Here is a 12726-nt window from a genome sequence, read left to right as displayed (position 1 = left end):
GACTCACTCCCCATGCGCGATCAACTCCCCCAGTTCCTGCAGCACTTCGGCCCCGCAGCCCAGATACGCGTCCAGTTGCCGGCCCCACAGGAAGTGGCGGTGCACCGGGTGGCCGAGATCGGCTCCCGCACCGCCGTGCAGATGCTGGCCGGTGTGCACCACCCTGTGCCCCGCCTCGGACGCCCACCAGGCGGCGGTCAGCGCATGGGTGGCGTACGGCAGTCCCGCGTCCCGCCTCCAGGCGGCCTCATAGGCGGTCACCCGTATCGCCTCGGTGTCCATGTGGGCGTCGGCGGCGCGGAGTTGGACGGCCTGGCGGGTGGCGAGCGGGCGCCCGAACTGCTCCCTGCCCGCGACATGCGCCACGGCCCGGGCCAGGGAGCCCGCGCACACCCCGGCCTGGAGTCCGGCGAAGGCCGTGCGGGCAGTGGCGAGGACGTCGGCGTAGGCGCCCGGGCCGCCCAGCGGTTCGGCCGGTGCCCGGTCGAGGGTGAGCCGGGCCGCCGACCAGGGAGCCGTCAGTTCGACCGGGGTGATGCCGGCGCCCTGGCCGAGCGGCGCCAGCCACAGCCGGCGGCCGGTGTCGGCGACCAGGACATGGGTGGCGTCCCGGAGCCAGGGCACGACGGGGACGGTGCCGGTCAGCTCCCCCGGCGCCGGGGCTCGTACGGCGTCCTGGGCCGGGAACGCCCCGGTCACCACCGCCGATCCGTCCTCCAGGGCGGGGAGGAGACGGTCCCGTTGCTCGGGGCTGCCGTGGGCCGCGACCGCCAGGACGCCGTACACGCAGCTCGCCGCATAGGGCACCTGGGCCGTCGTACGCCCCTGTTCCTCCAGGAGCAGGACCAGGCCCAGCAGGCCCAGGTCCGCCACGGCACCGACCAGGCCGGCCGCGCAGAGGGACTTCCACAGCGCGGGGTCGCTGCCGGTGCCGGCGGCCGCCAGGCGCTCGTGGGTGGCGAGGTCGCCGAAGATCCGCGCGGCCAGGTCACGGGCCTCGGCCTGGGCCTCGGTGGGCGTGAAGTCCATGTCAGGCCCCGCCCTCGCCGTGGCCGTCGACGGCCCGGAAGACCGGGAGGACCTGCGCGCCCTCCGCGTCCTCGTAGGTGCGGAACTCCACCTGGACGGGCAACCCGATGCGCACCTTGTCGTACGGCACCCCGGTCACATTGCTCACCATCCGCACCCCCTCGGCGAGTTCGATCAGGCCGACCGCGTAGGGAGGGTCGAAGGCCGGGAACGGCGGGTGGTGCATCACCACGTACGAGTAGACCGTCCCCTCGCCGGTCGACTCGACCGTGTCCCAGTCCAGGCAGCCGCACGCGTTGCAGCCCGGCAGCCAGGGGTGGCGCAGGGTGCCGCAGCCCGTGCAGCGCTGGATGAGGAGTCTGCGCTCGGCCACGCCCTGCCAGAACCCGGCGTTGTCCCGGCCCACCGCCGGGCGGGGGCGCGGGGCCGGGGGTTTCCGGCGGGCCGGGGCGTACTTGAGGATGCGGAAGCGGTGGGTGCCCACGAGGTCGCCGTCGACCCGGACGTCCGTGCGGGTCGTGACGAAGTACCCGGTGCCCAGCTTCGTCGTCTTGCGGCCGGAGACCGACTCGATCACCGAGTCGAACGCGACCTGGTCACCCGGGCGCAGGGGCCGCAGATACTCCTGCTCGCAGTCGGTGGCCACCACGGCCGTACAGCCCGAGGTATCGAGGAGGGACAGCAGCTCGTCGTAGGCGCCCGTGCGGCCCTGGTGTCCGGACAGGCCGCCCATCGTCCAGGCCTGGAGCATGGTGGGCGGGGCGATGGCGTCCGGGCCCGAGTAGGCCGGGTTGGCGTCGCCCATGGCCTCGCACCAGTGCCGGATCATCGGAGCGTTCACCGGGTCCCTGCCCACCCCGGCGACGGCGGCCGGCCGCCCCTCGTACGCCTTGAGGCGCGCGCCCAGCGGGTCGGGGACCACCTCTGCCGCGCTCATCGCCGCCCCCTCGTCATCCCGAGTCGCGTCGTCGCGACGATCTCCCGCTGCACCTCGCTCACCCCGCCCCCGAACGTGTTGATCTGCGCCGCCCTGTTCAGCCGCTCCAGTTCGCCGTCCCCGAACGCACCCGGCGAACCGGAGCGGACCAGGCCCGCCTCCCCGGCGATCTCCTGACACATGCGATACGTCGCGACAGCCGATTCAGTTCCCGCGAACTTCACCCCGCTGGCGTCCCCGGGGGCCACTCGCCCCGCCCCCACGTCCGCCACCAAACGCCAGCTGAGCAGGCGCGATGCCGCCAGCCGGGCATGCGCTTCGGCCGCCCGAAAACGTATCCACGGCTCGTCGATCCGGCGCCTTGCCGTCACCGGATCGGGTGTACGGGCGGCGGTGAGCGCGGCGGCGAGGAAGTCCTCCGCCTGCATGCCGAGGGCGGCGAGCGCGACCCGCTCGTGGTTGAGCTGGCCGGTGATCAGCGACCAGCCCTCGTTCTCGGTGCCGACCAGGCTGTCGGCCGGGACGCGGACGCCGTCGTAGTACGTGGCCGTCGTCGTCTGCCCGCCCACCGTCTCGATCGGCGTCCAGGAGAACCCCGGCGCGTCGGTCGGGACGAGGAGGACGGAGATGCCCCGGTGCCTGGGCGCCTCCGGGTCGGTGCGGCAGGCGAGCCAGATCCAGTCGGCGTGCTGGGCGCCCGAGGTGAAGACCTTCTGCCCGTCGATCCGCCAGCCCTTACCCTCGCGCACGGCACGGGTGCGCAGCGAGGCCAGGTCGGTGCCGGCGGACGGCTCCGTGTAGCCGATCGCGAAGACGGCCTCCCCGCCGAGGATGCGGGGCAGGAAGTAGGCCTTCTGCCGCTGACTGCCGTACTTCATGAGGGTGGGGCCCACGGTGTTGAGCGTGACCATGGAGACCGGGGCGCCGGCCCGGTACGCCTCGTCGAAGAAGACGAACTGCTCCTCCGCGCCCCGGCCCTGGCCGCCGTACTCGACCGGCCAGCCGAGGCCCAGCCAGCCGTCGGCTCCGATGCGGCGCAACAGGGCGCGGGTGGCGGCCGGTTCGCGACGCTCGCGCGGGTCCGGGAGCACGGTGCGGAAGTAGGCGCGGAGTTCGGCGCGCAGGCGTTGCTGCCGCTCGGTGGGGGCGAGGTGCACGGCGGGCCCTCCCGGCCTCGCGTACCTGACAGGACAGTTTCTGACTGTCCGTCAGATAGGGACGGGTGTCAAGGTCGTCGCCTTCCGGAACGGAACGGCGCAGGGCGCGGGAAAACGCCTGCGCGGCGGCACCGAAGTACCGCCGCGCAAACGTGTTACGACCCCGAAGCACACCCCACGAGGGCCCTCACCGGGAGGGGCCTCGCCCGCGGGTCACCACAGGTCGGTGAAGTGGATGGCCACGTTCTCGTTGCCCTGCTGGACGGCCGTCCAGGCAGAGCCGTTGACCTGGGCGGTGCTGCTCTGGTTCGAGGCACCGTTGCCGACCGCGTTCTGCTGCGTGGTCGACGAGTTGCCGTTGTTGTCGTGGCCGACTCCGCTGCCGATGATGCCCGCCACACCGGTGTTGGCGCTCGATCCGTTGTCCGCGAAGGCGCCGTTGTCGGCGGCCGCGACGCCGCCGAAGAGGGCGGCTGCGAGCGGGAGCGCGGCGACGGCGACGAGAACGCGGGCTGTACGGATGCTTGCCATGTTGTTCCTCCAGAACCGAGAACTGTGCGGCCCTAGGGCCGGAAGTACGTGAAGTTCGGCTTGTGTCAGGGCAGTTGGCCGACCGCTCCGACAGTGGTGGACGACGTCGCGAGACCAGAGTTGCCCACCGAATCCCCGGCGAACCACCACGGAAGGCCCGATTCGCACGCAAGCGTGATGACATGTCGATAAACCCTTATCGCCATCTTTCGTGCCGTACCCCACCAGGAGGGGCCAGTCGGCGCTTTCGCCTACCAAGCGGTACAAGGGGTGAATCGTTCCTTCACGCATTCGGCCAATTTCCCCGGCCCCGGCGCGTCACCGCCGCCCCCTCTTCCCTTTTTCGAACGTACGTACGAGCATGGAGGCATGGCCTACACCGACCGGCAGGCCACGACGCTGGCCCTCGCACACGCCCTGTCAGCCGCCGAACGCGGCCTGGCCGTCATGCCCCTGTCCCGGACGAAGCTCCCGGCCCTGCGCTCCCCCCACCGCGACGACCCCGACCCGGCCGGACCTCCCTGTCACGGCGAGTGCGGCCGCTTCGGCCACGGGGTGTACGACGCCTCCACCGACCCCGTCCGCATCCGCGAGCTGTTCGCCGCGGCGCCCTGGGCGACCGGCTACGGCATCGCCTGCGGACTGCCGCCGTACCACCTGATCGGCGTCGACCTGGACACCAAGTCCGACACGAACTCCTCGACCGCGCTGCGCGAACTTGCGCTGCGCCATCTGTTCACCATTCCGGAGACGGTCGTCGTGCGCACCCCGAGCGGCGGGCGCCACCTGTGGCTCACCGGCCCGCCGGACGTCGTCGTACCGAACTCCGCCGGGCGTCTCGCCCCCGGCATCGACATCCGGGGCGCCGGCGGCTACCTGGTCGGCCCCGGCTCCCGCACCGACCACGGCGTGTACACGACCGCCCCCGGCACGGCGCACCTGGCCCCCGCCGCCTGTCCGCCGTCCCTGCTGCGCCTGCTGGTGCCGCCACCCCGGCCCCCGCATCCCCACCCGAGCCCTCCGGCTGCCGGTGACCACGGCCGCGGCCTGGTCCAGTTCGTCCTCTCCGCACACGAGGGCCAGCGCAACACCCGCCTCTTCTGGGCGGCCTGCCGCGCCTACGAGAACGGCATCGGCCCCGCCCTGGCCGACCCCCTGACCGAGGCCGCCCTGGGCACCGGCCTGTCCGAACGCGAGGCCCGCGCGACGATCGCCTCGGCGGCACGGATGACGGGGCACCGGCCCTGACCACCATGGCGGGCTCCATGACGAGCGTGGCGGGCTGAACACGGAAGGGGTGCCTCTCGGCGAGAGGCACCCCTTCCGACTGCACCGGTCATGACCTGCACCGGCTACGGCCTGTGCGGAGGCGGTGGGATTTGAACCCACGGTGACATCGCTGCCACGACGGTTTTCAAGACCGTTCCCTTCGGCCGCTCGGGCACGCCTCCCCGCGCTGCCGGAGTCCGGCAGCGCGGGTACACATTACCGGCCCGGACCGAGCCGTGGTGGGCCGGTTGTGCCGCGCGACAGGCGCCCCCTCAGAGAAGCTCCTTCAGAGAAGCTCCTGCGAGGCGCGGCCCACGCGCGCGTGACCCGCAGGGTCAGTTGTCGCCCACCCGGGAGCCCAGAGTCAGGTCGACCGTGTGCTCCTGGCCGCCGCGCTTGTAGGTGATCGTGACCTTGTCGCCGGGCTTGTGGGTCCAGATCTCGCCGATCAGGGTCGGGCCGCTGTCGATCACCATGTCGTCCAGCTTGGTGATGACGTCACCCGGCTTGAGGCCCGCCTTGTCGGCCGGGCCGCCCGACTCGACCGGGGCGGAACCGGCCGCGCCCTGGTCGGTGATCTTCGCGCCGTCGGTGGAGTCCTCCAGGGACACGGACGCGCCGATCTTGGCGTACACCGGCTTGCCGGTCCCGATCAGCTGCTGGGCGACGTACTTGGCCTGGTCGATCGGGATGGCGAAGCCCAGGCCGATCGAGCCGGACTGGCCGGAGCCGAAACCGCCGCTGCTGCTCGACTGGATCGCCGAGTTGATGCCGATGACCGCGCCGGAGGCGTCCAGCAGCGGACCGCCGGAGTTGCCCGGGTTGATCGAGGCGTCGGTCTGCAGGGCGCTCATGTACGACGCCTTGCTGCCGGAGCTGCCGTCGCTGGAGGCCACCGGGCGGTTCTTGGCGCTGATGATGCCGGTCGTCACCGTGTTGGACAGGCCGAAGGGGGCGCCGATGGCGATCGTCTCGTCGCCGACGGCCACCTTGTCGGAGTCTCCGAGGGGGAGGGGATTGAGGTCGGACGGGGGGTTCTTGAGCTTGATGACCGCCACGTCGTAGCCCTGGGCGTGGCCCACGACCACGGCGTCGTACTTCCTGCCGTTCGGGAACGTGGCGGTCAGCTTGCCGCCGTCGAGCGCGTCCGCCACCACGTGGTTGTTGGTGACGATGTGCCCCTGCTTGTCGAAGACGAAGCCGGTGCCCGTGCCGCCCTGGCCGTTGGTGCTCTCGGCCTCGATGGTGACCGTGCTGGGCAGCGCCCTGGCGGCCACGTTGGCGATCGTGCCGGGCGCGCGCTTGACCTGCGCGGCGCTGCCGTCGGAGGCGGAGACGGTGGTGGAGCCGCTGCTGTCGTTGTTCTTGGCCAGGGTGTAGCCCAGACCGCCGCCCAGGCCACCCGCGACCAGCGCGGCCACCAGGACCGCGGCGACGAGACCGCCGCGTCCGTTGCGCGGCTCGGGGGCGGGCTGCTGGTACGACGCTCCCCAGCCGCCGGGGCCACCCGGACCACCCGGACCAGCCGCACCACCCGCACCGAAGCCGCCGGCGGCACCGGCACCGCCGTCGCCGTAGAAGGCGCCGTCACCGTGGGACGCACCCTCTCCGTAGGGCGGGTCGGCCGGCGGCGGAGGCGGCCAGGAACCGTCGGGGGCCGGACCCGAGGCGGAGGGGCCGGATGCGTGCGCGGTGGCGGGCCGGCCCGGCTGGGGTTCGGGCGCGGCCGGAGCGTCCTGGGGGACGGGCGGGAGGGGAGCCGTCGGCTCGGTGCCCTCAGGGGCGGTGCCCTGCGGGGAAGGGGTGGGAGAGGCCACCGGCACGGGAGGTGCGGACGGGGCCTGGGGTACCTCGTTGCCCTCGTTCTCGGTGCTCACAGCTCTTCTCCTCGGTCCACGGCTGTTGTTCTCGGTCGCACTCGGTCACGCTCGGCAGCTGTGCATGGCGTTGGTGTCGGTCTTCACTGTGCCGTTTGTATGCAGTCAGCTTTTCCCACGAGCCGTCAGAGCACCATAAGCGGTGGCTGTGGGTCCATGGCCAGTCCTTACATTGGGCCTTACTGGCAAAAGTTACATAAACGGGCACCAGGTACACCCCGGCCGCCCCGCGCACCCCCCGACGGTGGCACCATGACGCGGTGACCCACGCACTACAGCGCTCCGTCCAGGTCGTCGCCCACCGGGGCGCCTCCGAAGACGCGCCCGAGCACACCCTGGCCGCCTACAAGAAGGCGATCGAGGACGGCGCGGACGCCCTCGAGTGCGACGTACGACTGACCGCCGACGGCCATCTGGTCTGTGTCCACGACCGGCGCGTGAACCGTACCTCCAACGGCCGCGGTGCCGTCTCCGCACTGGAGCTTGCCGATCTCGCCGCGCTCGACTTCGGCTCCTGGAAGACCCGCGAGGCCTGGCGCGGACGGGACGAGGAGCCCGACTGGGAGCACCGGCCGGAGGACCGCGAGGAGACCTCCGTGCTCACCCTGGAGCGGCTGCTGGAGCTGGTCGCGGATGCCGGGCGGCGGGTGGAGCTCGCGATCGAGACCAAGCACCCCACGCGCTGGGCCGGGCAGGTCGAGGAGCGGCTGCTGACGCTGCTGAAGCGGTTCGGCCTGGACGCGCCGGCCTCGGCGGCCGAGTCCCAGGTCCGGATCATGAGCTTCTCGGCGCGTTCGCTGCACCGCGTGCGTGCCGCCGCGCCGACGCTGCCGACGGTCTACCTGGTGCAGTTCCTCACGCCCCGGCTGCGCGACGGACGGCTGCCCGCGGGCGTGCGGATCGCGGGACCCTCGATCCGCATCGTGCGCAGCAACCCCGCCTATGTGGAGCGGCTGCAACGCGCCGGCCACCAGGTGCACGTGTGGACCGTGAACGAGCCCGAGGACGTCGATCTCTGCGTGGAGCTGGGCATCGACGCCATCATCACCAACCGCCCGCACGCGGTCCTGCGTCAGCTGGGGCGCGTGTGACCTCAAGAGGCCGGTAAGTAGCCCGGTCCGCCCCCTTGACCCCGCTGTGCGGCTACCGGAATCCTCCACTCTCGGCCACACCACTGAAATCCAGCCACTGAAGTCCAGCCATACGGCGGCCGAGGAATAGACCTTGGTCACAGGGAGTGCTCCGGCGCGTTCGCTCCGTGCAGGTTCGTTGCGAATGCGTCACCGGAAGAGGATTGGCCGGTTTCCGGTACAGGCCAATGGGGCATCCACACCGTGGCGTGGGGCAAAGGAGGTCTCGGGGGTGGCGTTGGTGGTGGCACAGGAGGTGCCCACGTCGTCGAGCATGGCCGTACCCCATGGCCCTGCGGGCGTGGGGAAGGCGAGGCACCGGATGCGTTCGCAGTTGCGCAGCGGGGGCGTGTCCGAATCGGTCATCGACGATGCCGTACTGATCCTTTCCGAACTGTTGAGCAATGCCTGCAAACACGGGCGGCCGCTGGGCGACGCGCTGGCCGGCGACGGCGATGTGCGCGCCGCGTGGCGGCTCGACGCGCGGGGCCGGCTCATCGTCGAGGTGACGGACGGCGGCGGACCGACCCGTCCGGTGCCGGCCACCCCGTCGGTGACCGCGCACGGCGGTCGCGGGCTGAACATCATCACGGCGCTCGCCGACGACTGGGGCGTCCGCGACGACGTCCACGGCGAGGTGACGGTCTGGGTGGTGGTCCACGAAGCCGTCCACGATCCCGATGTCGGGTGCCGCCGGGACGGTTTCGCTACGCGCGTCACCTCCCCCGCACTCCCGGCCATGCCCGGCCTGGACTTCGCGGACGCGTTCGACGACCTGGACTGAGGGGCCTGGTCTACGACCTGAGCTGAGGGGCCCTGGTCGACGACCTGGACTGAGGGCACGGACGCGGAGGTGGGCTGAACTGGGGCACGGCCCAGGACCTGGGCCGGTGATGGAGCCCCAGGACCTGGACCGGCGGATGCAGCAAGAGGGCCGCACCGACGGACACGGTCGAGGGGCTGGGCCGACGGCGGGCGCAGTCGAGGACCTGAGCCACGCCGTGGAAAACCCGGGTCGGTAGAAGCGGTCGAGGCCCTCGGCCTGCGGATGGAGCTCGAGGACCCAACCGGCGGGCGGAGACCGAGAGGCGCGCTCGGCGGGCGAAGCCAGAGGAGCCGCGCCCATGGACGAAGACCGAGGACCGCAGCTGCAGACGCAGACGCAGACCAACGATCCGCACCGGGGGACGAACCCAGCCCGCGCCCGACGGGCACGGGCCAGCACCGGCGTTCGAGGGCTACACCGAGCGGTCGAGGACTGCACCGAAGGCCATGAACTGCTCTGCGGTCAAAGGCCGGCCCGCGGTCAAAGGCCGGCCCGCGGTCAGAGGCCGGCCCGCGGTCAAGGGCCGAACCGGCGGTCGGCACCCCCGTCGGCAGGAGCATGACCGAGCCGCGGGGCGCCCGAAGTTGTCCACAGGTTCACACCGTTGGCGTCGTGCGGGCGTGCGTTGTCCACAGGTTCCAGCCGGTCATGGCCTGAACGGCTAGGCTCGCGCCCGTACGAGAAGAGCCGTAACCGGGAGACACGCACGATGGCCAAGAAGCGACCCCAGACGAAGGCCGAGCGGCCGCAGCTCAGCGATGCGGAGGTCCCGGTTGTCGGCGCCCGCGAGCCCTGCCCCTGCGGCAGCGGCCGGCGCTACAAGGCGTGCCACGGCCGGGCCGCGGCACACGCCGCGACCGAGCTGGTGCACCGCCCGTTCGAGGGGCTGCCCGGCGAGTGCGACTGGGTGGCGCTGCGCGAGCTGGTGCCCGCCGCGACGGTCGAGCTGACCCTCAAGGACGGCCTGCCCGAGGGCGTCCCGTCGGTCACGCTGGCCACGGTGCTGCCGATGGCCTGGCCCGCGCTGCGCCGCGACGACGGCTCGGTCCTGCTCGGCCTGCAGAACGACACGGCGTCCGGTGACCTCAGCCGCGACCTCGCCGACACCCTTCAGCGCGCCCTGCGGGCCGAGCCCGGCACCCCGGTGCAGGGCCGTCGCGCCCCGGCCGGCGGTCCGCGGCTGCAGGACGTGCTCGACCTCCAGGCACCGTTCGAGCCGGTCGTGCACAGCGGCTTCGAGTTCTGGGTGCCGGACGCGGAGAACGCCACGCCCGAGGTGACCGCCTCCCTGGAGCGGGCCAACGCCGCCGCCATCCCGACGGCGCGGCTGAGCGGTGTGGACGCCGCGTACTGGTGCGAGACCCCGGAGAAGAACCACCTGCGCTGGGTGATGCCGCACCCGGAGGAGCAGCTTCTGGACGCTCTCGCGCGGCTGCACGCCGCGGGCCGTTCCCACCTGGGCGAGGGCACCCGGCTCGTGGGCTCCTTCCGTGCTCACGGCCTCACCGTGCCGGTCTGGGACCTGCCGAGCGGGGTCACGGCGGACGACGTGGAGAAGCCGGCCGCCGAGTTCGCCGAGCGCCTCGCCGCCGCCCTGGCCGCCACCGAGCCGCTCACCCCGGACGAGCGCCGGGCGCGTGGCGGACTGACCAACCGGCAGGTCACGCTCAGCTGACGCCGCCGCGCGCGTCTGTCCACTGAACGGTCGGTCAGGCGCGCGCACGGCCGGCGAAGCGGGTGACTCCTGTCACAACTCCCCCTGGTGACAGGGAAATCGGTGGCCGAATGCCCCAGCCGGAATTTGCGAACCGCCGATCTCTTGTTACCGTTCCAGTAGCCCGGTTGCTGGTGCATCCCCCGTCGCCAGCAACCGGGTCTTTCCATGCCCGCCACGACGTGGACAGCGCGTCGCGGAGCGTCAAACGCCGTTAACTCTTGTTACCGATACGGGTGTTGCCGTCGGTGTCCGGCGAGTCGCTGCCCGAGCGCAGCAGCAGCCTGCCGTTGGCTCCCCGCGTGGCGAACTCGGTGACGGCCGTGTAGGCGTCCATGCCGCCCCGGCTGCGTTCACGGGGCGTCTCGCAGGTGGCGGGCTCGTCGTCGCCGCCCGTGACGCAGTGCGTCTCCAGACTGCGGCCGCCCGGACCCATCAGGCTGAGCACGGCATCCAGCGACTTGCCGGTGGAGTTGCGGTAGTAGGTGCGGGCCCAGGTGTCGGTGTCCTCGGACAGGACGCAGGTCTGCGCCTCGATGCCGTCGGGGGAGGTGAGCTGGGGGCCGCACCGCATGGCGGTGCCCAGGCCCAGCCCGAGCAGCCGGGGGGACCGGTCGAGCGAGGGCAGCTTGGCGTCCTCCGGCCCGGAACCGGCGTCGTCACGCTTGGAGCCCGGCCCCCTCCCGGCGGCCTCGTCGCTCTCGGAGGCACGTCCCGAAGCGTGCTGGAAGGCGCGCCCCGAAGCGCCCGCACGCCCAGCGGCCGGCACGGTCTCCCGACCCTTCCCGGGCCCCGCGTGCCCGGCCGCCCCGCCCACCTGCACGGCGGACGCCACGGCGAGCGGCAGCACGACCGCGGCCGTCACGGCGCCCAGGAGCGCGAGCAGTCGCAGCTTCCGGGAGTCCGGCGCGCTCGCCGCAGTCGCTTCCACCCTCTGCGGCCGCGCCGCGCCTCGCACTGATCGGCGGCCGTGCCGCCCAGATGGCCCCTCGGAGAACCGACGGCCATGTCCCCCAGACATTCGCAGCATGTGCGGAACATAACGAGCCGGCGCGGTTCGCGGCCCCGCCCACGCCCGACACCCCTACAACTCGGGCGCGCTCACACCCGTACGAGTGAGGGCGTCGACCACGGCGTCCACCACGGCCTCCACGTCGGGCACCCAGGGCGAGGCCGAGCCGGGCAGCGGGGCGCGCTCCCAGCGGACGGCGCCCCGGCCGGTCTCGGACGGGGGCAGGGCGAGGTAACCGCCCTCGCCGTGGAAGCGCAGGGAGCCGGGGACGAAGTCCTTGGCGTAGAGCAGTTCGCCCAACTGCTCCATGGAGTACGGCTTCACCAGCAGCGCCCAGCGGGTCGGGGAGGCGATCACCGGGCCGAGGCGCATGCCCCGCCGGTCGAGCAGGGCGAGGGCGCGGGAGGCGGCGAGCGCCGGCAGGCTGACCGCGCAGGGCGCCTTGCCCCCGGTGGCCAGGATGACCGGCGCGCTCGGCCGGTTGGTCCACCACCAGCGCACCATGCGGGCGTCGGTCGTGGCGGCGAGCAGACCGGGGTCGAAGGGGTGCGCACCGGGCACCGTGCACTCCGGGTCGGGGCAGGCGCAGCGGGCCCGGCCCTGCGGGTCGGGGGCCACGCCCGGGAGTACCGGCCACTGCCATGCTGTCGCAAAGGTCAGGGCCGCGCCGATCAGCTCGGCCTTGCCGTCGTTCCGCCCGGGCTTCCCGTCGTTCCGCCTGGACAGGAGCCTGCGTCGCCTTCCGAGGATCTCGCGCATGAGCGCTCGTTCCTTTCCGTTGCACCGCTGGCAACACCGTGGTCCACATCACAACATGTGTCGATCACTTCACTGTGCGTACCTGTTGGCGCATCACACCCCTGCGCACGGCAGGGGGAACCCCAGGGGGTCGAGCGTGGGCCGCGTCCGCGTCCATAGTGCGTCTTTCACAGGCAGGGCTGCGGCGCGGGGGTGGCGAAGTATGGCGTTTTGCCGTCGCGCGTGTTTCTCTCCGCCTCCGCCAGGGAGGATGGGGCTCGGCCGTCGGTGGCTATGACGCCCGGGTCCGTCGCCAGGTTCCGGGTGGTCCCCAACCACCCCTGGCCTTCACCGAGTACGTACCCATCACGACCGCTGTGACGCTCCGTGGAGCAAGGCCAGTCGACCGCAATGGACCGATACCAGGTGCAGTTTTCAGCCAACTTGGCAGTAAGGCAAGGGGTTCGAGGGAAACCTCGTCCGACTCATGGACACCAGGAATCCCC

11 protein-coding genes and 1 tRNA gene are annotated in these 12726 nt (G+C 72.3%); 4 read left to right on the top strand and 8 right to left on the bottom strand.

Features of this window, described 5'->3' with window-relative positions; translation table 11 throughout:
* Window positions 1-3: 3 nt before the first annotated feature.
* The 4 genes from ACWDEN_RS31570 to ACWDEN_RS31555 form a co-directional block, all read right to left on the bottom strand.
* Window positions 4-1029, bottom strand: a complete 1026-nt coding sequence (locus tag ACWDEN_RS31570; protein ID WP_450861235.1) for an acyl-CoA dehydrogenase family protein — start codon at window positions 1027-1029, stop codon at window positions 4-6.
* 1 nt (window position 1030) lies between these two features.
* Window positions 1031-1966, bottom strand: coding sequence for a bifunctional MaoC family dehydratase N-terminal/OB-fold nucleic acid binding domain-containing protein (locus ACWDEN_RS31565; RefSeq protein WP_450861233.1), 936 nt, complete (start codon window positions 1964-1966; stop codon window positions 1031-1033).
* Entirely contained in the window at window positions 1963-3123 is a 1161-nt protein-coding gene (locus ACWDEN_RS31560; protein ID WP_450861231.1) for an acyl-CoA dehydrogenase family protein, read from the bottom strand. The genes ACWDEN_RS31565 and ACWDEN_RS31560 overlap by 4 nt, the downstream gene beginning before the upstream one ends.
* Before the next feature lie 213 nt (window positions 3124-3336).
* On the bottom strand, window positions 3337-3654 hold the full coding sequence (locus tag ACWDEN_RS31555) for a hypothetical protein (RefSeq protein WP_450861230.1): 318 nt from the start codon (window positions 3652-3654) through the stop codon (window positions 3337-3339).
* Window positions 3655-4023: 369 nt separating this feature from the next.
* Between ACWDEN_RS31555 and ACWDEN_RS31550 the strand changes: the two genes are divergently transcribed.
* On the top strand, window positions 4024-4902 hold the full coding sequence (locus ACWDEN_RS31550) for a bifunctional DNA primase/polymerase (protein ID WP_450861228.1): 879 nt from the start codon (window positions 4024-4026) through the stop codon (window positions 4900-4902).
* 116 nt (window positions 4903-5018) lie between these two features.
* Here the strand turns inward: ACWDEN_RS31550 and ACWDEN_RS31545 are convergent.
* Window positions 5019-5105 (bottom strand) — tRNA-Ser (locus tag ACWDEN_RS31545).
* Window positions 5106-5258: 153 nt separating this feature from the next.
* Complete coding sequence (locus ACWDEN_RS31540; protein WP_351600853.1) at window positions 5259-6800, bottom strand: S1C family serine protease; 1542 nt, start codon at window positions 6798-6800, stop codon at window positions 5259-5261.
* A gap of 260 nt (window positions 6801-7060) precedes the next feature.
* On the opposite strand from ACWDEN_RS31540, the gene ACWDEN_RS31535 reads away from it, so the two are divergent.
* The 3 genes from ACWDEN_RS31535 to ACWDEN_RS31525 all read left to right on the top strand — a co-directional run bounded on the left by ACWDEN_RS31535 (window position 7061) and on the right by ACWDEN_RS31525 (window position 10431).
* On the top strand, window positions 7061-7891 hold the full coding sequence (locus tag ACWDEN_RS31535) for a glycerophosphodiester phosphodiesterase (protein ID WP_351600856.1): 831 nt from the start codon (window positions 7061-7063) through the stop codon (window positions 7889-7891).
* Window positions 7892-8075: 184 nt separating this feature from the next.
* A complete protein-coding gene (locus ACWDEN_RS31530; RefSeq protein WP_351600859.1) occupies window positions 8076-8714 on the top strand; it encodes an ATP-binding protein in 639 nt (212 codons plus the stop codon).
* A 751-nt stretch (window positions 8715-9465) separates the two neighbouring features.
* Window positions 9466-10431, top strand: a complete 966-nt coding sequence (locus ACWDEN_RS31525; RefSeq protein ID WP_351600862.1) for a DUF5926 family protein — start codon at window positions 9466-9468, stop codon at window positions 10429-10431.
* 253 nt (window positions 10432-10684) lie between these two features.
* Here ACWDEN_RS31525 and ACWDEN_RS31520 read toward each other — a convergent pair whose 3' ends face one another.
* Complete coding sequence (locus tag ACWDEN_RS31520; RefSeq protein WP_351600865.1) at window positions 10685-11401, bottom strand: hypothetical protein; 717 nt, start codon at window positions 11399-11401, stop codon at window positions 10685-10687.
* 153 nt (window positions 11402-11554) lie between these two features.
* Complete coding sequence (locus tag ACWDEN_RS31515) at window positions 11555-12241, bottom strand: bifunctional DNA primase/polymerase (protein ID WP_351600868.1); 687 nt, start codon at window positions 12239-12241, stop codon at window positions 11555-11557.
* Window positions 12242-12726 lie beyond the last annotated feature (485 nt).

It is taken from the genome of Streptomyces sp. NPDC001153, from assembly GCF_053598315.1.
The sequence above is the reverse complement of the archived record's forward strand: the minus strand, read 5'-3'. Positions and strand labels throughout refer to the sequence as shown.